Source organism: Epibacterium sp. ABV4_022 (assembly GCF_056159345.1).
Window position 1 is genome coordinate 2479888 of record NZ_JBSWVA010000001.1, and the last position, 23706, is coordinate 2503593.

At 61.8% G+C, this 23706-nt stretch carries 22 protein-coding genes; 7 read left to right on the forward strand and 15 right to left on the reverse strand.

Going from position 1 to position 23706, the window contains the following annotated elements:
• The first annotated feature begins 27 nt into the window (after positions 1 to 27).
• The 4 genes from ACXAF5_RS11685 (at position 28) to ACXAF5_RS11700 (ending at position 4531) form a co-directional block, all read left to right on the forward strand.
• Complete coding sequence (locus ACXAF5_RS11685) at positions 28 to 912, forward strand: MBL fold metallo-hydrolase (protein ID WP_474946709.1); 885 nt, start codon at positions 28 to 30, stop codon at positions 910 to 912.
• A 322-nt stretch (positions 913 to 1234) separates the two neighbouring features.
• On the forward strand, positions 1235 to 3193 hold the full coding sequence (gene acs / locus ACXAF5_RS11690; protein WP_474946710.1) for an acetate--CoA ligase: 1959 nt from the start codon (positions 1235 to 1237) through the stop codon (positions 3191 to 3193).
• A gap of 5 nt (positions 3194 to 3198) precedes the next feature.
• Positions 3199 to 3882: an adenylate kinase gene (locus tag ACXAF5_RS11695; protein ID WP_474946711.1), complete on the forward strand. Its 684-nt coding sequence runs from the start codon at positions 3199 to 3201 to the stop codon at positions 3880 to 3882.
• 148 nt (positions 3883 to 4030) lie between these two features.
• Entirely contained in the window at positions 4031 to 4531 is a 501-nt protein-coding gene (locus ACXAF5_RS11700; RefSeq protein ID WP_239319499.1) for a flavin reductase family protein, read from the forward strand.
• Positions 4532 to 4604: 73 nt separating this feature from the next.
• Here the strand turns inward: ACXAF5_RS11700 and ACXAF5_RS11705 are convergent, their stop codons facing one another.
• From ACXAF5_RS11705 to ACXAF5_RS11735, 7 genes are all read right to left on the reverse strand, one after another.
• Complete coding sequence (locus tag ACXAF5_RS11705; RefSeq protein ID WP_474946712.1) at positions 4605 to 5201, reverse strand: 4Fe-4S dicluster domain-containing protein; 597 nt, start codon at positions 5199 to 5201, stop codon at positions 4605 to 4607.
• Between the two features lie 282 nt (positions 5202 to 5483).
• Positions 5484 to 6470, reverse strand: a complete 987-nt coding sequence (locus ACXAF5_RS11710; RefSeq protein ID WP_474946713.1) for an ABC transporter substrate-binding protein — start codon at positions 6468 to 6470, stop codon at positions 5484 to 5486.
• Positions 6471 to 6671: 201 nt separating this feature from the next.
• Entirely contained in the window at positions 6672 to 7517 is an 846-nt protein-coding gene (locus ACXAF5_RS11715) for an ABC transporter permease (RefSeq protein WP_474946714.1), read from the reverse strand.
• Positions 7518 to 7572: 55 nt separating this feature from the next.
• Complete coding sequence (locus tag ACXAF5_RS11720; RefSeq protein WP_239319487.1) at positions 7573 to 8490, reverse strand: ABC transporter permease; 918 nt, start codon at positions 8488 to 8490, stop codon at positions 7573 to 7575.
• 24 nt (positions 8491 to 8514) lie between these two features.
• A complete protein-coding gene (locus ACXAF5_RS11725) occupies positions 8515 to 9342 on the reverse strand; it encodes an ABC transporter ATP-binding protein (RefSeq protein ID WP_474946715.1) in 828 nt (275 codons plus the stop codon).
• Positions 9343 to 9395: 53 nt separating this feature from the next.
• On the reverse strand, positions 9396 to 10850 hold the full coding sequence (hydA, locus tag ACXAF5_RS11730) for a dihydropyrimidinase (RefSeq protein WP_474946716.1): 1455 nt from the start codon (positions 10848 to 10850) through the stop codon (positions 9396 to 9398).
• Between the two features lie 129 nt (positions 10851 to 10979).
• Positions 10980 to 12230, reverse strand: a complete 1251-nt coding sequence (locus ACXAF5_RS11735) for an allantoate amidohydrolase (protein ID WP_474946717.1) — start codon at positions 12228 to 12230, stop codon at positions 10980 to 10982.
• A 296-nt stretch (positions 12231 to 12526) separates the two neighbouring features.
• On the opposite strand from ACXAF5_RS11735, the gene ACXAF5_RS11740 reads away from it, so the two are divergent.
• Entirely contained in the window at positions 12527 to 13141 is a 615-nt protein-coding gene (locus tag ACXAF5_RS11740) for a TetR family transcriptional regulator C-terminal domain-containing protein (RefSeq protein WP_239319484.1), read from the forward strand.
• 320 nt (positions 13142 to 13461) lie between these two features.
• Here ACXAF5_RS11740 and preA read toward each other — a convergent pair whose 3' ends face one another.
• The 3 genes from preA to ACXAF5_RS11755 form a co-directional block, all read right to left on the reverse strand.
• A complete protein-coding gene (gene preA / locus ACXAF5_RS11745; protein WP_219230913.1) occupies positions 13462 to 14766 on the reverse strand; it encodes an NAD-dependent dihydropyrimidine dehydrogenase subunit PreA in 1305 nt (434 codons plus the stop codon).
• A 59-nt stretch (positions 14767 to 14825) separates the two neighbouring features.
• Positions 14826 to 16160 (reverse strand): NAD(P)-dependent oxidoreductase, encoded by a 1335-nt coding sequence (locus ACXAF5_RS11750; RefSeq protein WP_474946718.1) that lies wholly within the window; start codon positions 16158 to 16160, stop codon positions 14826 to 14828.
• 294 nt (positions 16161 to 16454) lie between these two features.
• Complete coding sequence (locus ACXAF5_RS11755; protein WP_005609905.1) at positions 16455 to 16721, reverse strand: DUF2312 domain-containing protein; 267 nt, start codon at positions 16719 to 16721, stop codon at positions 16455 to 16457.
• Between the two features lie 208 nt (positions 16722 to 16929).
• Between ACXAF5_RS11755 and ACXAF5_RS11760 the strand changes: the two genes are divergently transcribed.
• Positions 16930 to 17145, forward strand: a complete 216-nt coding sequence (locus tag ACXAF5_RS11760) for a hypothetical protein (protein ID WP_239364953.1) — start codon at positions 16930 to 16932, stop codon at positions 17143 to 17145.
• Between the two features lie 155 nt (positions 17146 to 17300).
• On the opposite strand, the gene ACXAF5_RS11765 is transcribed toward ACXAF5_RS11760, so the two are convergent.
• The gene (locus tag ACXAF5_RS11765) at positions 17301 to 17516 is read right to left on the reverse strand and encodes a hypothetical protein (protein WP_474946719.1); all 216 of its coding nucleotides are present in this window, start codon (positions 17514 to 17516) and stop codon (positions 17301 to 17303) included.
• A 617-nt stretch (positions 17517 to 18133) separates the two neighbouring features.
• Here ACXAF5_RS11765 and ACXAF5_RS11770 point away from each other — a divergent pair.
• Entirely contained in the window at positions 18134 to 18565 is a 432-nt protein-coding gene (locus tag ACXAF5_RS11770) for a protein tyrosine phosphatase family protein (RefSeq protein ID WP_474946720.1), read from the forward strand.
• Between the two features lie 225 nt (positions 18566 to 18790).
• On the opposite strand, the gene ACXAF5_RS11775 is transcribed toward ACXAF5_RS11770, so the two are convergent.
• The 4 genes from ACXAF5_RS11775 to ACXAF5_RS11790 form a co-directional block, all read right to left on the reverse strand.
• Positions 18791 to 20095, reverse strand: coding sequence for a FliM/FliN family flagellar motor switch protein (locus ACXAF5_RS11775; RefSeq protein WP_474946721.1), 1305 nt, complete (start codon positions 20093 to 20095; stop codon positions 18791 to 18793).
• Positions 20096 to 20171: 76 nt separating this feature from the next.
• Complete coding sequence (locus ACXAF5_RS11780) at positions 20172 to 22862, reverse strand: ATP-binding protein (protein ID WP_474946722.1); 2691 nt, start codon at positions 22860 to 22862, stop codon at positions 20172 to 20174.
• Positions 22859 to 23263 (reverse strand): hypothetical protein, encoded by a 405-nt coding sequence (locus ACXAF5_RS11785; RefSeq protein WP_474946723.1) that lies wholly within the window; start codon positions 23261 to 23263, stop codon positions 22859 to 22861. Before ACXAF5_RS11785 ends, ACXAF5_RS11780 begins: the two co-directional genes overlap by 4 nt.
• 10 nt (positions 23264 to 23273) lie before the next feature.
• A complete protein-coding gene (locus tag ACXAF5_RS11790) occupies positions 23274 to 23705 on the reverse strand; it encodes a response regulator transcription factor (RefSeq protein WP_239319468.1) in 432 nt (143 codons plus the stop codon).
• Position 23706 lies beyond the last annotated feature (1 nt).

A 23706-nucleotide genomic window follows, 5' to 3' on the forward strand; every position in this document is an offset into this window, starting at 1 on the left:
CTCATGCCTGCAACAAGGAGAGAGAGCATGACCACCCCCTCCGTCGCGCTGGACACGCACCCCGACGTCGAAGGCTTCTTCGATCCGGCCACACATACCATCAGCTACATTGTCAGTGATCCCGCCACCGGTATCGCGGCGGTGATCGACAGCGTCATGGACATCGATTATGCGGCCGGGCGGATCACCCACGGTCACGCGGATGAGATCATTGCCCGTATCAAGGACCGCAATCTGCGCCTTGAATGGATCATCGAGACACATGTGCATGCCGATCACCTGAGCGCCGCGCCCTATATCCAGGAACAACTGGGCGGCAAGATCGGGATTGGCGCCCGGATCATGGAAGTGCAGGAAACCTTTGGCAAGATCTTCAACGAGGGGACGCGGTTCCAGCGCGACGGCAGTCAGTTTGACCGGCTGTTTGAAGATGGCGACAGCTATATGCTGGGCGACATTCGCTGTTTTACCCTCTCCACGCCGGGCCACACCCCCGCCTGCATGGTGCATGTCATCGGCAACGCAGCCTTTGTCGGGGACACGCTGTTCATGCCCGACGGCGGGTCTGCGCGCGCGGATTTCCCGGGCGGCGATGCGGGGCAGCTCTATGATTCGATCCAACAGGTCCTCAGCCTGCCCGACGACATGCGGCTGTTCATGTGCCACGACTACGGCCCCAACGGCCGCGACATCCGGTGGGAAACAACCGTCGGAGAGGAAAAGGCGCATAATATCCATGTGGGCGGCGGCAAAACCCGCGCCGAGTTCATCCGCTTTCGCACCGAGCGCGACGCGCAGCTGGCGATGCCCAAACTGATCCTCCCCTCGCTTCAGGTCAACATGCGCGCGGGCGAGGTCCCCACCGATGAGGACGGACGTCCGATGCTGAAAGTGCCCGTAAACGGTCTGTAACCCCCGCGCGCGGAATCGTCGCACCCGACTGAGGCGGACACGGGCGCCACCGACCGCCAACAACGCGTCCGAAGACTCGGCATGTGAAATTGACAGTAAAACCGCTGTCTTCTTGCGTAAAATTCGTCAATTTCACCCATAAATTTACAATCCCGCGCTTCATGTCGGAAATTGATTTACAAGCAAGCCGTTCTTTTCCCGATGTTTATTCACATCTTTTCAACTTTGCTTATTATCACCGCTGAGGTTGGAGAACGTTTGACTCTGCGCGCGCTTCCATGTGGAGATCACGCGCAAGAGATTATTGGAGGGAGGACAGTCCATGACCACGCCCGAGAGCGCGGTGTACCCGCCGTCTGAGGACATTGTAGAAAACGCCCATGTGAATGCGGCGAAATATGACGCGCTCTATGCGCAGTCCATTCAGAACCCAGAGAAATTCTGGGCGGAGCAAGCCGAACGCATCACCTGGATCAAGCCTTTCACCAAGGTCAAGAACGTCTCGTATGACTTTGGCAATGTTGACATCAATTGGTTCGAAGACGGCCAGTTGAATGTGGCGGCCAACTGTATTGACCGTCATCTGGCAACCCGCGGAGAGCAGACCGCGATCATCTGGGAACCGGATGATCCATCCGAGGATGCCAAGCATATCTCCTACAAGGAGCTGCATCTGAAAACCTGCCGCATGGCCAATATCCTGGAAAGCATGGGCGTCAGAAAGGGCGACCGGGTGGTGATCTACCTGCCGATGATCCCGGAAGCCGCCTATGCGATGCTGGCCTGCGCCCGGATTGGCGCGATCCACTCGATCGTGTTTGCAGGCTTTTCCCCCGACGCCCTGGCTGCGCGTGTCAACGGCTGCGACGCCAAGGTTCTCATCACCGCCGATGAAGCCCCGCGCGGCGGTCGCAAGACACCGCTGAAATCCAATGCCGATGCGGCGCTGCTGCACTGCAAAGACAGCGTGAAATGCCTGGTGGTGAAGCGCACCGGGGGCCAGACCACCTGGGTCGAGGGCCGTGACCACGACTACAATGAAATGGCGCTGGAGGCGAACGACTACTGCAAGCCCGCCGTGATGGACGCTGAGGATCCGCTGTTCATCCTCTACACCTCCGGCTCCACCGGGCAGCCCAAGGGGGTGGTGCATACCACGGGCGGCTATCTGACCTATGCGGCGCTGACCCATGAGGTGACGTTCGACTATCACGACGGCGACGTCTACTGGTGCACCGCCGATGTGGGCTGGGTCACCGGCCACAGCTACATCGTCTATGGTCCGCTGGCCAATGGGGCGACCACGCTGATGTTCGAAGGGGTGCCGACCTATCCCGACGCTGGCCGGTTCTGGGCCGTCTGCGAAAAGCACAAGGTCAACCAGTTCTACACCGCGCCCACCGCCATTCGCGCCCTGATGGGGCAAGGGCCGGAGTTTGTTGAAAAATATGACCTTTCGGATCTCAAGGTGCTGGGCACTGTGGGCGAACCGATCAACCCCGAAGCCTGGAACTGGTACAATGACGTGGTCGGCAAGGGCAAATGTCCGATCGTCGACACCTGGTGGCAGACTGAAACCGGCGGCCACCTGATGACGCCCCTCCCCGGTGCCCATGCGACCAAGCCCGGCGCGGCGATGAAGCCTTTCTTCGGCATCGAGCCGGTGGTTCTGGATCCGCAGTCCGGCGCCGAGATCGAAGGCAACGATGTCGAGGGCGTGCTGTGCATCAAGGACAGCTGGCCCGGTCAGATGCGCACGGTCTGGGGCGATCACGAGCGGTTCGAGAAAACCTATTTCTCCGACTACAAGGGCTATTACTTCACCGGCGATGGCTGCCGCCGTGATGCCGATGGCGACTACTGGATCACCGGTCGCGTCGACGATGTCATCAATGTCTCCGGTCACCGGATGGGCACCGCCGAGGTCGAAAGCGCGCTTGTGGCCCATGCGGCCGTGGCGGAGGCCGCGGTGGTCGGCTACCCGCATGAGATCAAGGGCCAGGGCATCTATTGCTATGTGACCCTGATGAATGACCGCACCCCCTCGGACGAGCTGGTCAAGGAGTTGCGCCAGTGGGTGCGCACCGAGATCGGCCCCATCGCCAGCCCGGATGTCATCCAGTGGGCGCCCGGCCTGCCCAAGACCCGCTCGGGCAAGATCATGCGCCGCATTCTGCGCAAGATCGCCGAGAACGACTTCGGCAGCCTAGGCGACACCTCGACGCTCGCCGATCCCTCCGTGGTCGATGACCTGATCGCCAACCGCGCCAGCAAGGGATGACCAGCATGAGTGTAGATGTGATGACACGCCCGGCCGTATTGATCCTGCTGGGGCCGCCCGGCGCTGGCAAGGGCACCCAGGCGCGGATGCTGCAGGACAAGTTCGGCCTTGTGCAGCTCTCCACCGGAGATCTGCTGCGCGCTGCGGTTGCGGCGGGAACCCCGGCCGGAAAACAGGCCAAGGCGGTGATGGACGCAGGCGGCCTGGTGTCGGACGACATCGTGATCGCGATCCTGAATGACCGTCTCGCAGAGGAAGATTGCCAGAACGGCGTGATCCTCGACGGGTTTCCGCGCACCACGGTGCAGGCCAAGGCGCTTGACGATCTGCTCGCCTCCACCGGCCAGCGCATCAACGCTGCGATCAGCCTGAAGGTCGATGACGGCGCCATGGTCGAGCGGATTTCCGGTCGCTCCACCTGTGCGAACTGCGGCGAAGGCTATCACGACACGTTCAAGCCACCGCTGGCCGATGGCAGCTGCGCCAAATGCGGCGGGACCGAATTGACCCGCCGCGCCGATGATCGTGCCGAAACCGTCGCCAGCCGGCTGGAGGCCTATCACGCGCAAACCGCGCCGCTGATCGCCTATTACGCCGATGCCGGGGTTCTGACCTCGGTGGATGCCATGGCGGCCATCGAACAGGTCGCCAGCGATATGTCCAAAGTGGTGCAATCGGTGATCAACTGATCCCGACACAGGCTATGCGCTAAAACAGCCCCTGGTGCGCCGGGGGCTGTTTTGATTTCTTTTGCATCTTGTGCCAGTCGTTGAAATAAGGGCGTGGCCGACGTCGGGGCCGCAGGGCCTCAACCACCACAGACGGATTTCACCACGCATGACCCAGACGAGCTTTGTTCCCGGCCCTGAAACCCAAGCCGAGATGCGCGCCGCATTGGGCTGTTTCGCCACCGGCGTCGTCGTGGTCACAACCCAAAGCCCGCGCGGTCCGCTTGCCATTACGGCAAACAGCTTCACCTCGGTGTCGCTGGAGCCGCCGCTGGTGCTGTGGTGCCCCGCGGTGCAGTCCAAGCGGCACGATCCCTTTGTCGGGGCATCCCATTTCTCGATCCACGTCATGGCCGAACAGGATATGGAAACCGCGCTGCATTTTGCCCGCAATGGCGAGGTGTTTGACACCCATGCCTGGTCCGCCAATGCCGAGGGCACGCCCGCATTGGAACAGGCTCTGGTCCGGCTGGATTGCGGCCACCATGCAGCGCATCCCGGCGGCGATCACACGATTTTGGTCGGCGAGGTCCTGCGCGTCACGCAGCGAGGCGACCTCGGTGCCGGTCTGGTCTTCCATCAGGGGCAATACGGCCGGTTCTCGCGCTAGCCGACCCCACCGCCACGACAGAGGACCCGCTGCCACACGGTGGTGCCCCGCCCCTGGCTTTCCTTGGCGTTGGTCAGGCCCGTCGCCGCACCGGGGCCAGCGGCTGAATTGCCAGCACCTGCTCCGGGCATGCAGAGGCGCACAGACCGCATCCCGAACATTGTGAATCGCGAATTTCCAGCGACACCCCATCACTGCCCAGATGGATGGCGCCGGTTGGACAGGCCCATGCGCATTGACCGCAGAGCGTGCACCCGTCCGAAATGGTCACGCAGCCCTGCGCCGCCCCCAAGGCTCGCCGTGACGCCTGCCCCAGCTGCAGCAGCGCCCCGCCACCAAGCTCCGAGGGCCTTGCGTCGCCCTCCTCCAGCAGCGCCCGCAGCGCGCTGTCCGAATGGAACAGCACCACGGAGCCATTGAGCCCCGGACACGCCGCGACCTCCTCCACCAGGCGGATCTGGTGATGGATCACGCGGATGTCGGGCGACAGCTCGACAAACACGCGCTGAAACCCATGCGCCAGCATCCCAAGCAGGTCTTCGGTGTTCAGGCAACACCGGTTGCAGGTCGACAGATGGCTGACCGTATACCGGCCCCGTCGGTACAATGGCGGCTGTTCCGACATCGGCAGGTTGAAATACAACACCAGCGCCTGGGGACCGTCCCCCATTTGCTGGCGCAATCGCGCCTCCAGACAGGCTCGTTCCAAAGGCGCGGAGCGGCGGCCCGCATCGGGGTCAGCCGCTCCACAATAACACAGGCAACTCGTTAAATGGGACATTCTATTCCCCCAGTTCACCGGGGTAGCAGATCCCCCGAACACATCAACGAAAGCGCCTACATCCTTAACAGTCGGTTACTTTTTCTTAAAATTGACGAAGCCCACCCGCGTCGCGGATGGGCTTATTGCTAGATTTACTGCCCCACGCCTGAAAGCGGAGGCAAGACCCGATTACTTCAGCGCCGCATCGGTGATGGCATGGGTCCAGGCGCCCTCCGGCTGTTTGGTGATGACCGGATCGGATCCCCCCGACAGCAAGGTCTCAACCGTGCGTTGATAATCCGCTTCATCCAGCGCACCATTGCTGCCCGCCGTGAGTTTGGCGATTTCGCCCATCATGCGTTTCTGGTGGGTTTCGGTCTGCGCACCAGAGGCATCATTGTCGAGCACGATTTCCGCGGCCTCATCCGGGTTGGCTTCAGCGTATTTCCAGCCCTTCATCGAAGCGCGCACAAAACGCTCCATCTTGTCGACAAAGGCCTCGTCAGACAGGTTCTCTTCGAGCACGTAGAGCCCGTCCTCAAGCGTCGCAACGCCCTGATCCTCGTATTTGAAGGTCACCAGCTCATCAGCCGACACGCCCGCATCAATCACCTGCCAATATTCATTGTAGGTCATGGTGGAAATGCAATCGGCCTGCCGCTGCAACAGCGGATCGACGTTGAACCCCTGTTTCAGCACCTCGACCCCCTCGGGGCCTTTGCCTTCGGTGGAAATCCCAAGCTTGCCCATCCAGCTCATGAAGGGGAACTCATTGCCGAAGAACCAAACCCCCAGCGTGCGATCTGCCAGATCCGCAGGCTCGGAAATTCCGGTGTCTTTCCAGCAGGTCAGCATCATGCCCGAGGATTTGAACGGTTGCGCGATATTGACCAGGGGCAGACCCTTTTCGCGCGCCGCAAGGGCCGCGGGCATCCACTCCACGGTGACATCCGCGCCGCCGCCCGCAATCACCTGTGTCGGCGCAATGTCGGGGCCACCGGGCAGGATGGTCACATCGAGATCTTCTTCCTCATAAAACCCTTTGTCTAGTGCCACGTAATAGCCGGCAAACTGCGCCTGCGTGACCCATTTCAATTGCAGTTTGACCTCATCCGCAGCCTGTGCGGCGGAGGTTGCCATCAGTGCCATGGCGGCGGCTGTCAGCACGTTTTTCATCAGTTCGAACTCCCTGTTGATTATGATGAAATCATGCGCAAGCTCATCTCGACACGCAAAAGTTTTGCTTCTTATTGACGGTCGAAACGGTGTCCTCGCGCATATATTGAGCACTGGCCAAGGCGGGGATTTATCCCTCTGTTCAAGGCGTTGCACCCAAAGGATGAAGCGCACCCGCAAAATGCGGAGGCGCCGGTAGTTTCAGCCCCGTTGAGACGGGTGCCAGAAGGTCAGCGTTTTCTCCAAAAGCGCCATCGATCCGTAAAAGAGCGATCCGGCAAGTGCTGCGACCACGATTTCGGCCCAGACCATATCGAGGGCCAGCTGACCCACCGAGGTGGAGATGCGAAATCCCATCCCGACGGTCGGAGAGCCAAAGAACTCGGCCACAATCGCGCCAATCAGCGCAAGCGTGGTGGAGATCTTGAGCCCGTTGAACACGAAAGGCAGCGCGGCTGGCAGACGCAGCTTGAACAGGCTTTGCCAATAGGAGGCCGCATAGGTGCGCATCAGGTCGCGCTGCATCTGATCGGTTTCACGCAAACCCGCCACCGTGTTCACCAACATTGGAAAGAACACCATCACCACGACCACCGCAGCCTTGGATTGCCAATCAAAACCGAACCACATCACGAGGATCGGCGCGGTGCCAACGATGGGCAGTGCGGCGACAAAATTCCCAACCGGCAACAGCCCCCGCCGCAGGAAATCGCTGCGATCCACAAGGATGGCGGTCAGGAACGCCGCACCGCAGCCGATGACATAGCCGCCAAGCGCGCCCTTCAGGATGGTCTGGCTGAAGTCCGCCCAAAGGATCGGCAGGCTGGAGGCAAACCGCTCCGCGATCAGAGAGGGCGCGGGCAGGATCACCAGAGGCACCTCAAGGCCACGCACCAACAGTTCCCAGACGATGAGGATCGTCACGCCAAAGATCGCAGGCACCAAGAGCCCCACCGCACGGGTATTGGCCTTTGGTCCATTGGCCAGCCGCGCGTTGATCCACCAGCCCGCGATCCACACGAGCAGTGCAAGAAAAACCAAGGCCATCAGCGCACCTCCTCAGTGGTCTGGCTGCATCGGGCGTTCGATGTCAGCATATCGCTCATGGTTTCACCCCCATGCGCCCCAGCAGCACCCGCTCCAGCAGCCCCAGCAACGCAACCAGAGCCGCCGCCAGGATTGCCGCCGCAAAGAGCGCCGACCAGATCTGCACCGTTTGTCCGTAGTAGCTGCCCGCCAGAAGCCGCGCACCAAGTCCGGCAACCGCGCCGGTGGGCAGCTCGCCCACGATGGCACCGACCAATGAGGCCGCAATCCCGATCTTCAGCGAGGCAAAGAGATAGGGCATCGAGGATGGCAACCGCAGCTTCCAGAACACCTGCCCCTGAGACGCAAAATACGTCTTCATCAGGTCAAGCTGCATATGATCAGGACTGCGCAGCCCCTTCACCATGCCCACGACCACAGGGAAGAAACTGAGATAGGCGGCAATGATCGCCTTGGGCAAAAGCCCTTGTACGCCAATGGAATAGAGCACCACGATAATCATCGGCGCCAGCGCGATGATGGGGATGGTCTGGCTGACGATGGCCCAGGGCATCACCGACATATCCATCACCCGCGAGTGCACAATCCCCACGGCAAGCAGGATGCCAAGCCCGGTGCCGATGGCAAATCCCATAAGCGTCGCCGAAAGCGTCACCTGTGCATGGTAGATAAGGCTGCGCTTGGAGGTGATCTTTTTCATCACCGTCGTGTCCCACAGTTCCGCGACGACCTGATGGGGGGCGGGCAGACGTGGGCGCTCCACCGACCACGCGCGCGGAATGGCAAAGCTGTTCTGCGCCACGAGACCAAGCGCCGAAGCATCGCGCCGCTCCCTGGCAGTTGCAGGCGTCACCTGCTCCCCTGCCCGTTCAGCCGTATCCAAGACGCCCTTGATGTTCATCGGCACGCAGGCAAGATACCAGATCCCGATCAGCGTCGCGACAACGGTGAGGACAGCCAAAAGCGTCTTCATGCGCGCCCCTCCGAATTCCTACCCTCAGTCATGCGCATGCCCCGCGCGCAGCCCCTCGCGGACGCGATGGGCGATCTCGATGAACTCTGGCGAGTCGCGAATATCGAGGGGGCGTTCTTTGGGCAGCGTGCTGTCGATCACCTCGTGGATGCGGCCCGGGCGGGGGGACATCACCACGATCTTGGTCGACAGATACACCGCCTCGGGGATCGAGTGGGTGACAAAGCCGATGGTTTTATCCGTCCGCGCCCAGAGTTTCAGCAGCTGCTCATTAAGGTGATCGCGCACGATTTCATCAAGCGCCCCAAAGGGTTCGTCCATCAACAGCAGATCCGCATCAAAGGCCAGCGCGCGGGCAATGCTGGCCCGCTGCTGCATGCCACCAGAGAGCTGCCACGGGAACTTGCCGCCAAAGCCAGAAAGCTCCACCAGTTCCAGCACCTCGGCCACGCGTTTGTCCTGCTCGGTCTTGGAATATCCCATGATTTCAAGCGGAAGCTTGATGTTCTTGGCGATGGTGCGCCACGGGTACAATCCCGCCGCCTGAAACACATAGCCATAGGCACGCTGCTTGCGGGCGTCTTCGGGTGTCATCCCGTTCACGGTCAAGCTGCCGCCCGTCGGCGTTTCCAGCGACGCGACACATCGCAGGAATGTCGTCTTGCCACAGCCCGAAGGGCCAATGAAGGAGACAAAATCTCCCTTGTTGATTGTCAGGTTGATGTCCTTGAGCGCGTGAACGGATGTCTCGCCCGTCCCAAACACAAGGTTCAGGTCCCGGGCTTCGATCACTGCGGCATCCGGGGCTCGGTCCATGGCGCTGTCCACCCGTGAGGTCATTTGCATATTCATTTCATAGCCTTGGTCAAACAAACGGGGGCACGCGGCCCCCGTTCCTGATGCAGTTAGACGCCGGTGGCGGGAATGCCGCTGCGCTCCACCGGGCGCGGCGCGGTCAGATCCTTCCAGGTGCTGAGCGCCGTGTTGACCACGGTGTTGGGCGCGCGCTCCACAAACTTACCGTGACCTTCCTGCGTCTTGATCTCGCCGTCCATCACCGCCACCTGACCGCGGGTCAGCGTGTAACGCGGCAGGCCCTTGACCTCTTTGCCCTCGAAAACGTTGTAATCAATGGCAGATTGCTGCGAGGTAGCCGAGATCGTTTTGGTCTTCGCAGGGTCCCAGACCACCAGATCCGCATCCGCGCCGACCAGCACCGCGCCCTTTTTGGGGTAGCAGTTCAGGATCTTGGCGATGTTGGTCGATGTCACGGCGACAAATTCATTGGGCGTCAGACGGCCGGTCTCAACCCCATGGGTCCAGAGCATCGGCATCCGATCCTCAAGCCCGCCGGTGCCATTCGGGATCTTGGTGAAATCCCCCACGCCATAGCGTTTCTGCTCGGTCGAGAAGGCGCAATGATCGGTTGCCACCACCGACAGGGAGCCAGACTGAAGCCCCGCCCAGAGGCTGTCCTGATGCTGCTTGTTGCGGAACGGCGGCGACATCACCCGGCGTGCGGCATGGTCCCAATCGGCGTTGAAATACTCGCTTTCATCCAGCGTCAGATGCTGGATCAGCGGCTCGCCCCAGACCCGCTTGCCCTGCATGCGCGCGCGGCGGATGGCCTCGTGGCTGTCCTCGCAGGAGGTGTGCACCACATAGAGCGGCACGCCCGCCATATCGGCGATCATGATGGCACGGTTGGTGGCCTCGCCTTCGACCTGCGGCGGGCGGGAATAGGCATGCGCCTCGGGGCCGGTATTGCCCTGCGCGAGCAGCTTGGCGCTGAGTTCGGCGACCACATCGCCGTTTTCGGCGTGCACCATGGCAATGCCGCCCAGCTCCGACAGGCGCTGGAAGGACGCATAGAGTTCATCGTCGTTCACCATCAAGGCGCCCTTGTAGGCCATGAAGTGCTTGAACGTGTTGATGCCGCGGGTCTCGATCACGGTCTTCATCTCGTCAAAGACCTGCTCCCCCCACCATGTCACCGCCATATGGAAAGAATAGTCGCAGTTCGCCCGGGTAGATTTGTTGTCCCAGCGCTTCAGCGCATCGAGCAGGCTCTCGCCCGGCTGCGGCAGCGCAAAATCCACCACCATGGTGGTGCCGCCCGCTAGTCCCGCGCGGGTGCCGCTTTCAAAATCATCGGTGGAATAGGTGCCCATGAAGGGCATCTCCAGATGGGTATGCGGGTCGATCCCGCCCGGCATCACGTAGCAGCCGGTGGCGTCCAGCACCTCATCGCCTTTCAGATCCGGGCCAATTTCGGTGATGACGCCGTTTTCCACCAGCACATCCGCCTGATAGGTCAGATCCGCGGTCACGATGGTGCCGTTCTTGATGACTTTGGTCATATCAAACTCCCTGTGGTCCGACGCCTTGCGCGCCGTTGTCTTCAAATCCCGGGTGAGTTTCTTGTGACCCTGAATATCCCGGGTGTCGCGCAGGCGCGACGGGGGCAGCGCCCCCTTGGTTGTGTGATGTCAGGCGACGATCTCTGCCGTCTCCAGCACCGCATGCAGCATCACATCGGTGCCCGCTGCGGCCCAGTCCTTGGAAATCTCTTCCGCTTCATTGTGGCTCAGCCCATCAACGCAGGGGCACATGATCATCGCGGTCGGGGCCACATCGTTGATCCAGCAGGCGTCATGCCCCGCGCCGGACACGATATCGAGATGGCTGTAGCCCAGACGCTCCGCCGCATTGCGCACCGCGCTGACGCAGGTCTCGTCAAAGGTCACGGGGTCAAAATGCCCGACGGGTTCGATCTCCAGCCCGAGCCCCAGCTCCTCGGCGATCTCCTTCGCCTTGGCCTCGAACTGCGCCCGCATCGACGTGAGTTTCTCCAGATCCGGCGTGCGGAAATCCACGGTGAACACCACCTTGCCGGGGATCACATTGCGCGAGTTCGGGAAAACATCACAATGCCCCACCGCGCCAACCGCATGCGGCTGATGCGCCATGGCGATCTGATGTGCCGCTTCTGTCATCCGCGCCATGCCAAGCCCGGCATTCACCCGCATATTCATCGGCGTGGAGCCGGTATGCGCGTCCTTGCCACTCACCGTGCATTGCAACCACCACAGCCCCTGCCCATGGGTCACAACGCCGATATCCTTGCCTTCGGCCTCAAGGATGGGGCCCTGTTCGATGTGCAGTTCGAACATCGCATGCATCTTGCGCGCGCCGACGGTCTCATCGCCGACCCAGCCGATCCGCTTCAACTCGTCGCCGAACGTCTTGCCCTCGGCATCCTCGCGCCCATAGGCCCAGTCCTGCGTGTGCTTGCCCGCAAACACGCCTGAGGCCAGCATCGCGGGCGCAAACCGCGTGCCTTCCTCGTTGGTCCAGTTCGTGACCACGATCGGGTGTTTGGTCTTTATCCCAAGGTCGTTCATCGTGCGCACGGCTTCCAAGCCGCCAAGGACGCCCAGAACTCCATCGTATTTGCCGCCCGTCGGCTGGGTGTCCAGATGCGAGCCCATGTAGACCGGCAGCGCGTCGGGATCTTCGCCCGGGCGGGTTGCGAACATATTGCCCATGGTATCACAGCCCATGGTCATGCCTGCCGCCTCGCACCAGGACTGAAACAGCGCCCGCCCTTCGGCATCCGCATCGGTGAGCGTCTGGCGGTTGTTGCCCCCCGCGACGCCGGGGCCGATCTTGGCCATCTCCATCAGACTGTCCCACAGCCGATCGCCGTTGATTTTCAGATTTTGTCCAAGCGCGGTCATCTCTGTTTGCTTCCTTCCCTGTGGTCTGCCTCGCCCTCATGCATCGGGACGGGGTCATGCGTGGCTTGTCCAGCCCGGGTCAGTGGCTCTCACTGTGCCGTTGGTTCTGGCCGGGTCGCCAAGACGGGCAAGGCCGGACATTTGACCAACTGGTCAAACTCACGCTATCACCAGATGAGACTCAGTCAAGAATTTGCGCGCCTGTCCGTTCGGAATTGATTTCAGCTGCCGGGCATCTGTGCAAAAATCATGCGACCCTGCCAGGACCCGACACCAACAGAAAGCACCGGCACGACATGCCCAAAGACCGCAGCCCGACGAGGATCCAAAAACGCAATCGTGCCAATATCCTGGAGGCCGCTCTGGATGTGTTTTCCCAAAACGGTTTTCGCGGATCGACGGTTGATCAGATCGCCAGCGCGGCCGGGCTGTCAAAGCCCAATCTGCTCTATTATTATCCGTCCAAGGAAGCGATCTTTACCGAGCTTCTGTCGAAACTTCTCGCAACCTGGCTGGCCCCGCTGCGCGATATCGACCCGGACGGAGACCCGATGGAGGAGATCCTCACCTACGTACAGCGCAAATTGCAGATGAGTCAGGACATGCCGCGCGAAAGCCGGCTCTTCGCCAATGAAATCGTGCAAGGTGCGCCGCGCATGATCGACACGCTCTCGACGGAACTGCGGGAATTGGTGGATGCGACAGAAGTCATCTTTCAGGACTGGATGGCGGCAGGCAAGATCGCCAGCGTTCATCCCAGGCATCTGTTGTTTTCAATCTGGTCCCTCACTCAGCATTACGCAGATTTCGAGGTTCAGGTGCAGACCCTGATGACCCCCGAGGACCCCTTTGCTGCCGCGCCGGAATTTCTCGACACGCTCTACCGCCGCATGCTCACGCCCACGACCTGACACTCAGGACCCAACGCCCAATTTTGGGTGGCCAAGAGGGGGATGGCGGGTCAAGGGCCGCAAAGCGGCGGCGCGCAAGCGACGTTTACCCTTGAGGCGCCAGCGCCCGCCTCAAACTTGATCTGGTCCATCAGGACACATGTGCCCCTGATGGACCTCCCCAGCAAAATTCCGATCTCTCCCAAATAGCGATCCGGTCTCGGTGCTACGCGAAAGCACCGCGCAAAACGAATGCGCCGCGCGAAGCGCGGCGCCGGGCCCAACGGGAGAGGATGCAGGTTACCTGCATCCTCGACGGGCGGGAGCCTCCCCGCCGTGGCTTATTCCGCCGCTGTCGCAGCCGGATTGTTCGGATGCTGTGTCCAATTGCCATATTCGCCGCTCACCACCTTGCCGGTGCGCTCATCAACAGCGCCGACGGCAACCTCTTCCATGGTGATGCAGCCCTCGACCGGGCAGACGTTGACGCACAGGTTGCAGGCCACGCATTCATCGTCCTTCACGGTAAAGGTCCGATCCGCCGACATCGCGATCGCCTGATGCGAGGTATCCTCGCAGGCCGCGAAACAACGCCCGCATTTGATGCAATCATCCTGAGAGATCTTCGCCTTGGTCACATAGTTCAGATCCAGATACTGCCAGTCGGTGACATTGGGAACCGCCATGCCGCGGAAGTCCTCAATGGAGGAATATCCCTTCTGATCCATCCAGTCCGACAGACCCGAGATCATCTCCTCGACAACCTTGAACCCATAGGTCATTGCCGCCGTGCAGACCTGCACGTTGCCCGCCCCCAGCGCAATGAACTCTGCCGCATCGCGCCAGGTGGTGACGCCGCCGATGGCGGAAATCGGCAGGCCAGCGGTCTGCGGATCACGGGCGATCTCGGCGACCATATTCATCGCGATCGGCTTCACCGCCGGGCCGCAATAGCCGCCATGGGTGCCCTTGCCGCCAATCATCGGCTCAGGCGACATCGCATCAAGGTTCACCGAGGTGATCGAATTGATCGTATTGATCAGCGACACCGCATCCGCATTGCCGGCTTTGGCTGCGCGCGCCGGGTGGCGGATATCGGTGATATTGGGCGTCAGCTTCACGATCACCGGCTTGTCGTAATATTGCTTGCACCACTCCGTGACCATCTGGATGTATTCCGGCACCTGCCCCACCGCAGAGCCCATGCCGCGCTCGGCCATGCCATGCGGACAGCCAAAATTCAGCTCGATCCCGTCACAGCCGGTCTCCGCCACACGCGGCAGGATCGCTTTCCAAGCGGCTTCTTCACAGGGCACCATGATCGAGGCAATGAGCGCGCGGTCCGGATAATCCTTCTTCACGCGGGTCATTTCCTCAAGGTTCACATCCAGCGGACGGTCGGTGATCAGCTCGATGTTGTTGAGCCCCAAGAGCCGCCGGTCCGCGCCCCAGATCGCGCCATAGCGCGGCCCGTTCACATTCACCACCGGCGGACCTTCGGCGCCCAGCGTCTTCCAGACCACGCCGCCCCATCCGGCCTCAAAGGCGCGGCGGACGTTGTATTCCTTGTCGGTGGGCGGCGCAGAGGCCAGCCAAAACGGGTTCGGTGATTTGATACCGAGGAATTCTGTTGTAAGATCAGCCATTTGATCTCTCCCTGTTTGCTAACTATGCGGCCTGCCCTGCAAGGCGGCGCATAGCGGCTTCAGCCCATCAGGCTCGCGTGGATATCTTCGGCCGCATCGCGGCCCTCGGCGACGGCGGTCACGGTGAGGTCATCGCCGCCGGATGCACAATCGCCCCCGGCCCAGACCCCGGACACCGAGGTGCGCCCGGTTTCAGAGACCTTGATCTTACGCCCCTCCAGCGCCAGCACCTCCGGCTGGCCTTCAAGCGTCTGACCGATGGCCTTCATCACCTGATCGGCGGCCAAACGCACCGTCTCTCCGGTGCCGGTGACGCGCCCGTCCACAACATCGGTGTATTCCAGTTCGATCTCGACCGCAGACCCGTTGCCGTGGATCGCCTTTGGCATCACGTTGAACATCAGCTTCACGCCCTTGGAGGCCGCAAGATCCTGTTCAAACCGGCTTGCGCCCATGGCGTCACGCCCCCGGCGATAGGCGATGGTGACGTTTTCAGCGCCCAGAAGTTTGGACTGCACGGCGGCATCCACGGCGGTCATACCACCGCCGATGACCACCACATTGCGCCCCACGGGCAGCGCGGTCAGATCCTCGGCCTGACGCAGCTCCGCGATGAAATCCACCGCATCGCTCACGCCGTCCTTGTCTTCGCCGTCCGCACGCAGCGCATTGACGCCCTGTAGCCCGACGGACAGGAACACCGCATCAAAGTCAGACTGAAGCCCCTCAAGCGTCAGCCCCATGCCAAGCCCACGCCCGTACTCGATGGTGATGCCGCCGATTTGCAGCAACCACTCCACCTCGCGCGCGGCAAAGTCATTGGTGGATTTATAGGCCGCGATCCCGAATTCATTGAGGCCGCCCGCCTTGGCCTTGGCCTCATAGACCGTGACCTCGTGACCGTGCATCGCCAGACGGTGCGCCGCCGCAAGACCCGCAGGCCCTGCCCCGACAACCGCAACCCGCTTGCCCGTGGCCGCTGCGCGGGTGAAGGGGTGCACGTCCCGTTCCATCAGCATATCGGTGGCGTAGCGTTGCAAGCGGCCGATTTCGACTGGCTTGCCCTCGGCCACCTCCCGCACGCAGACCTCTTCGCAGAGCGTCTCTGTCGGACAAACCCGGGCGCACATGCCGCCGAGGATGTTCTGCTCCAGAATGGTCTTGGCAGCACTTTCCGCATGTCCGCCCTGGATCTCGCGAATGAATTGCGGAATGTCGATGCTGGTGGGACACGCCGTCATACAGGGCGCATCAAAACAGAAATAACAGCGATCCGCCGCAACCGCGGCTTCATGCGCATCAAAGGGCGCGTGAAGATCCGCGAAGTTTTCGGCGATTTCCTGAGCGCTGAGCCGCTCTGATCGCACTCCGGATACCTGGTGGCCTGCTGCCATTGGGTGTCTCCTTGCTGATACTGGACAGTCAATGATGTCTTCTTGTTGAAACCAGAGTGCCACAGGCGGATTTTTTATCAACTGGTAAAATTTAGAGAATACGTTTTCTCACTGCCTGACGCCGCAACAACGCCTCGCAATCACATGATTTAAATGAAAAAATGATGCGTGATTAATTCTGATGCACATCTCTGGCAGGCACAAAGACACAGCTGAACAGCGCATTTTCAATGCAAAACGGGGACCTGAGTCCCCTCAGATCCCCGTTCAAACAGGTTGGCGCATGGGTCCGGTTCAGGACATTCCAAGCGCTTCTTTGTACATTTCCAACACGGCCTCCTCTTCGGCGATGTCGTTTTCATCGCGCTTGCGCAGAGCGATAATCTTGCGCAGAACCTTGACGTCGTAACCGCGCCCTTTGGCTTCGGCCATGACCTCTTTCTGCTGCTCGGCAATTGCCTTCTTCTCTTCGTCCAGACGCTCGAACCGCTCCACAAACTGGCGCAGCTCGCCTGCGGTGACGCGGTAGTTTTCGCTCTTTTCGTCTTCGGTCATGTCCATGGGATGGCCCTCGTGCAAATTGCCTCAACTGCTCCGGTTTGGCACCGGTTGAGGCAGAGGGATACAGCGCTGTCACGCGCCTCGCAAGGCTGGAGTTCCACGGTCATGCTTGCAGTGGCGGGATCACTCTTGTAGGCGCTTAGCCATCCGCGTGACACGCGCCGTGGGCGGTGTCGGGCATGAGACCTGACAGAGGGAAAGCAGGCAGATGGAATATTTGGTTTGGGCGGGTGGCACGCTCTCGATCCTCGGTATGATCGGGCTGGTCTGGTGCGTGGTCAGCGTCATGCGCGCCAAGCGCAAGGGGCTGAGCGATGAGGAGCTGCGCGCCGTGTTGCAATCCGTCCTGCCCAAAAATCTCGGCGCATTGCTGCTGTCGGTTCTTGGTCTGATGCTGGTGATGGTCGGGCTGTTCCTGAGCTGAGTCTTAAGCAGGCGCACGCACCGTGCAGAGGCTGCGCCGACGCGGTACCGGGGGCAACATGCGACCATGCCACCACCGGTGCGCACGCCACGCCCTCCCCACCACCAAAGCTATCGGTGCCAGCGCTCCTCGTGCTCTGCTGGATCGACGGTTTTCTACACCGGCATATTGTCGAACTGACTTTCGATCATTTCATCGTTCAGCACCTGCTCGGTGCGTTTCAGATGGGCAGGAACCGGCACGCCAGTCGCCTTGATCCGGTTCATCACGCGGGCAAATTCGGGCTGCAGATCCAGCCGGCCGAGCTCCGGTGTGGCGCGGATCTTCTGTTCCAGCAGGCAAGCCCTTTCGATCAACTGTTCCGTGGTCATTCGTTACTCTCCTCCCCTACACAGCAGCGAGGTCATCTTTGAGCCCCCGCTACATTGGGTTAGTCTACAACAGTCTCAGGTTGCATCAACGCCTGCATGTCGCAAGACCGCAAATTGACGCATTCTCCACTCATACGCCTCAAAAAAAGGCATGCTGCAACACAGCACGTCTTGAGGGGGCAGAATGCGCGCGCAGCACAAAACCCGGAACTGATAACGTTAACTCTACCTTTGGTTGTTTAGCGGCGCATCGATTGACACCCCAGATGACGCTTACATTCCACATTTGGAATGACACACCGACGATCAAGCGCCCCTGTGGCGTGTCGAGCCACGGAGCGCGGGGCGGTCAGTTTGTCCGGCACGAGGCGAATCATAACCACCGATGACATTATGGCCGGGCCTTTGGTCAGCCTCGGAACGCGCATTGATAGCCACCCCATCCTGGTCCGAAATCGGCTGGACACCAACAGATCAGAGCTCCCCCCCGCCATCGCCGTACGAGGCTGCGGCGGCTGCCATCACGTTTTCGCGCCGCGATGCCCCGGCTTAGGCTTATGGCGCCAAGGCAGTGCTTGGTTCTGGACCGCAGCGGAGCAAAGGCTTAAAGGAGTGGCATGGACGCACGCACGCTTACACCCCGCTATTCGGTTTCTCCGCAGATCTCCGTGGAGGATGTTCCCGCCATCGCAGCCGCCGGTTTCACCACCGTGATCTGCAACCGCCCTGACGCGGAAGTGCCGCCCAGCCATCAGGCTGCGGCCCTGCGCGCAGCGGTCGAGGCGGCTGGGCTCACATTCCATGAACTGCCGCTGACACATCAGACCATGACTGCCGAGAATGTCGCCCGCCAGCGCGAACTCTATGAGAATGCGACAGGACCGGTGCTGGCCTATTGCGCCTCCGGCACGCGGTGTTCGGTGGTCTGGTCTCTGGGTCAGGCTGGCGATCTTGGTGTCGATACCATCATGCATGTGACCCAGGAAGCCGGCTACGACCTGTCCGGGCTACGCCCGACGCTCGATGCGCTGGCGCAGAACAAAGTCTAGGCGCGTCGTCCCGTTTCGCCCTTATGTGAATGGCTCCAACCGTGCCGCGATCAGATCGCGCATCCGCACTGAGCGGTGCCCTCTGTGCCGGGTGCCGCCCCCGTCACACTGTGGGTTTCGGATTTTGCGGCAAGGGGCGGTCGGTGAACACCGCCCCGCACCGCTGCCCCGCCAGCCCTATCACGGATGGACCGCCGCTAAGGTCGAGAGGACCTGTGCCCGCTCCTAGGTCCCGGTTTCCGGGAGGTCTTCTCCCAATCCGGCCAGTTCCGAGATTTCTGCCGCGGCGTCATCGGCGTTGAAATCGCCAAGATCATTCATCGGCAGATCAGGCAATTCTCCCATCCCGGCAAAATCACCCATGGGAAGATCGCCGCCCTCCAGGCCGCCGCCCAGATCCCCGGCCATATCCGATCCCAGACCGCCGCCGAGATCCGCACCGAGGTCGCCGCCCATTGGCGCCCCCAGGTCGGCCGCGGGATCACCGCCGAATCCTGCATCAAGCCCGCTTCCGAGGCTGTCGCCGGGTTCCTGCAAGCCCTGAGCCGCAATGGACAGATCCAGCGTGTTGTCCTCCAGCGCCTGCATGTTGCCGCCCTGCGCAATGCCATCAGAGAAACTGCCCTCGCCTCCGGAGACCAGCCGGGTGCGCTGTTCCGTCAACCGTACTGCACGCGATCCGTTCATCTGCCCAAGACGCCCCTTGGCGATGGGCTGGCCGTTGATCGCCTGCAGGTCGGTCTCGTAGAGATAAGCCTGATCCAGCGGCAACAGCTCGCCTTTTTTCAGGGCTGCAAACTGGCGCAGCGGTACCCGCATCTTGCACAGCACCGCCGTCAGCTCCGCCCGCATCGAGCCAACGCTGGAGCCAAGCCGCGGTCCGCGCACCGAATCCGTCTCATCGAGCTGCTCCACCGAGGGTTCCGGCAGCACCAGACAGATTTCGCCCTGCATCTTGCCGGTGGCGAGATCGACGTTCATGTTGATGACGCGATAATCCTCGGCCTCCATGCCCAGCACCAAGGTCCGCACGTCCTCGACCTGGGCGCCGAACCGATAGCCTTCGAAGATCCGCAGATCGGTCTGATCGTGCAGCAGCGAGGAGACCTTGGCGAACAGCTTTTCCAGAAACTCCGCCACCATCGCCGCGTCGGTGGGGGTATAGTGCCGCTCCGTCCCGGACATGCCCATGACGGTGCCCATGGTCTGTTGTTGAATGAGGGCGGTCACCGCCGCCGCATCCAGCGTCGCGGCCCCAATGCGCCCCTGCGGGCAATCCAGCACGATCAGCAGATGGCTGTCCGACAGCAGCCCGCCAAGGTCATCCGGCGTCCGGTTGGTCTGACGCGCCGCAATCACCGCCATCGGCAATTCGCACAGGTCTTCTGCCGCACGGGCCACCGAACGGCGCAGCGCCTTCAGCGTCAAGGACCCTCCTGTCCCCGCCGTGCCTTCCTTCGAGGCAGCAAGTTTGCGCGCCAGTCCCCCGACCGCGCGCTTGCCATCCTCCGTTTGATCCTTGTCAGTCATAAAATGAACCTGAGCCTTCCGCACCCTTATGGCACTGGTTCTAGCCCAGTGCTGGTTACCAAGACCTTTACAAATTTCAGCGGATTTCTTCTATTTTCGCTTGTTTTGGCAAAGTTACGCGAAATGCGGCCCCCGTGTCGCCCGGAAGATAGGCGACATCGCCGCCAAGGCGTCGCATGATTTCCTTGCAGATCGCCAGACCAAGCCCGGCGCCACCGGCGCGTTCCGGCGTAACTCTCGAGAATTTCTCAAAGATCATCGCCTGGAAGTCTTCGGGGATGCCAGCGCCGTTGTCGCGCAGATCCACATGCACCTGATCGGCCGTCTCACTGACGGCAATCTCCAGGGTCGGGCTGTCCGCGGTGCAATATTTCTGTGCATTTGCAATCAGGTTGATGAACACCTGGCTCAGCCGGTCCACATCGGTTTCCACCAGAACCGCCTCGGCCTCGCCCGCGCGATCGACCCGCAGGGGACCGTCAGCGCCCGCCAGCGCCGAGGCCACCGCGTGATCCAGGATGTCCGACAGGCTGCGGCGCGACAGATTGAGCGTGACAGCGCCGCTCTCCAACACGCTGAGATCCAGAAGATCGTTCAGCAATCGCGTAAGCCGCAGCGCCTCGTCATGGATGATGGACGCGTATTTGCGCTGTTCTTGCGGCGTGAGGCCCGGCTCGTCGCGCAGGATTTCGGAAAACGCCCGCACCGAGGTCATCGGGGTGCGCAACTCGTGACTGACCTGGCTCAGAAAGGCATCCTTCTGCTCGGACAATTGCGTCAGTTTCTGGTTGGTCTCGCGCAGCTGGCGGGCGGTGCGGGACAGTTCCTGCGACTGCGCCTCCAGGCGGCTGGAATACTCCAGCAACTGCGCGGATTCGTCGGCCACCGCCAGCAGATCCTCGACCGACACCGCGGCTCCGCTGACGATCTGGCCGATCATCGCATGCGCCGCCGCCGCGCCGATCGAGGCGCTCAGCTCGCGCTCCAGCTGCTCCAGAAAGGTCGGCGTGGGTTCTGGCAGCGGGCCCGGCCCACCCTGACGTTTCAACGCAGCCTGAAAGAAGGATTGGGCCTCATCCGGTCCCAGAATGCGCTGCGACATGATCATCAGGTCCTCGCTCTGCGCGACGGAGCCGGTCCAGCCGCCGGGACCGGCGGAATGGTCAAAGACATGCACGAATTGCGCGCCCTGCAAACGTTCCATCGGGCTTGGAAAACTCAGAACGGAAACAATGGCATAGGCCGCGACATTGAGGCTCATCGACCAGAGGACGCAATGCACGATCGGATCCAGCCCCTCGATCCCGAACAACGCCTGCGGTCGCAGCCAACCGAGGCCAAAGGGGCCATTGCTCAGCGTTGCCGCAGAAAACACGCCCCCGGCGACCTCGGGCAGCAGCAAGGTATAGCCCCAGACCGTAAAGCCGAGGAACAACCCCGCCAGCGCCCCGGCGCGGGTGGCACCCCGCCAGAACAGACCGCCCACCAGGGCCGGCAGGATCTGGGCGATCCCGGAAAAGGAAATCAATCCGATCGCCGCCAGTGCCGCGCCGCCGCCGGACATCTGGTAGTAGGCATAGCCCAGCCCCATGATCGCCGCGATCGAGAAGCGCCGCGCAAACAGCACCACAGAGCGCACATCGCCCGAGACCGACGCGCCGCCAAAGGCATCTGTGGTACGCAGCCAGATCGGCATCACGATATGGTTCGATACCATGGTCGACAGGCTCATCGCCGCCACGATCACCATCGAGGTCGCCGAGGAAAACCCGCCCAGGAACGACAGCATCGCCAGCCCGTTCTGACCCTGCGACAGCGGCAGCGTCAGCACAAAGAGATCCGGGTTCGCGCCCTGCGGCAGCAGCTCGAGACCCACAGCCGCAATCGGCACCACAAAGATCGAGATCAGCAGCAGATAGGTGGGAAAGGCCCAGGCGGCGATGCGCAGGTGGCGCTCATCCTCGTTCTCGACCACCATGACCTGAAACATGCGCGGCAGGCAGACAAAGGCGGCGGCCGCCAGAAAGGTGATCGCCGTCCAGCGTCCCCCATCGACCTGCCATTGCCCGATCGGTGAGCGGTCGACACGGGCGAGCACCTGCTCCACGCCGCCGGCCAGCCCCCAGACCACAAAGATGCCCACGGCGACCAGCGCGATCAGCTTGACCACCGCCTCCAACGCCACCGCGATGACCACCCCGTGGTGGCGTTCATTGGCGTTGAGGTTGCGGGTGCCGAACAGAATCGCAAAACAGGCCAGCCCCGTGGCGATCCAGAACACCGTGCCGCTCTCGTTGTAGCTGCGGGTCGGGTCCGCTTCGGCAAAGATCGCCACCGACAGGGTGATCGACTGCAATTGCAGGGCGATATAGGGGGTGACCCCGATCACCGCGAGCACGGTCACCCCGATCGCCAGCACATTGGATTTGCCATAGCGGGCTGACAGCAGATCGGCGATCGAACTGATGCGCTGGCTGCGCCCCACCCGCACCAGCTTGCGCAGGCCCCACCACCAGCCGATCATCACCAGCGTCGGGCCGAGGTAGATGGTGACGTATTCCATCCCCGACCGCGCCGCATAGCCCACGGCCCCGTAAAAGGTCCAGGCGGTGCAATAGATCGACAGCGACAGCGTGTAGATCAGGGGCGAGCCCATGAAGCGCGCGCCACGCCCGCGCAACGCCTGCCGATCCGCCCAGAACGCCACCGCAAACAGGATCGACACATAGCCGATACTGACCATCGCCAGCAGATTGAGCGAGGTCATGCCTCGGTCTCCGGGTCTGTGTCGGGCGCGGATGTGGCGGCGTCGGGCCGGGCGTCAGACCCCGCCTGGCCCGGAGTGAGCGGGTCCACCGGTCCGCCGCTGCCAGTCCAGTGGACCGCCCAGAGGCGCACCACCACCGAAAACCCCACCGAAAACAGGATCAACCCGCCCCACACTGCAAAGATGTAGATCATCGCAGATGACATGCTGCTGGCCGCCGGTGCCTCCGGGCCCGCGCCGGGGTCCTGCTGTGGCCACAGGAGCGGCACCAGGAACAGCAAGGCTCCGATCAGGGGCGCCAGTCGCGCGATGTCCATCAGCCGACGTCGCCGGTAGGTGCGCCGCTCGACAAAGGGCGTGCGCAACTCATCCTTGCTGCCAGCACCGTCGGACCGGATCATCGCAATCCGCTCAGCCCACGTCGCGCACGGAGGTCACCGGAGCGGAGCCGGCCTCCGGGTCGCGGGCCTGTCGGGCCTGCGCATTCAGGTCCCGCACGGCGGCCAGAACCTCGGTATTGGAAAACGGCTTGGTCATAAAACGAGTCACCCCGGCCTTCTCCGCCATTTCCCGATCCTTGAGCTGGCCGCGGGCCGTGAGCATCAGCACCGGCAGATGCGCCAAGGCCTCTATCTCCCTGATGTCGCGAATGATTTCCATGCCGCTCTTGCCGGGCAGCATCAGGTCGAGGATCACCAGATCGGGCGCGGCGGCCTCGATCACTGACAGCGCAGTGCTGCCATCCTCATGCACGTCCACCTGCCACCCTTCCCGCGACAGCAGAAAGCGGATGGCCTCGGCAATATTGGCTTCGTCTTCGATCAGAACGACTCGTCCAGCCATG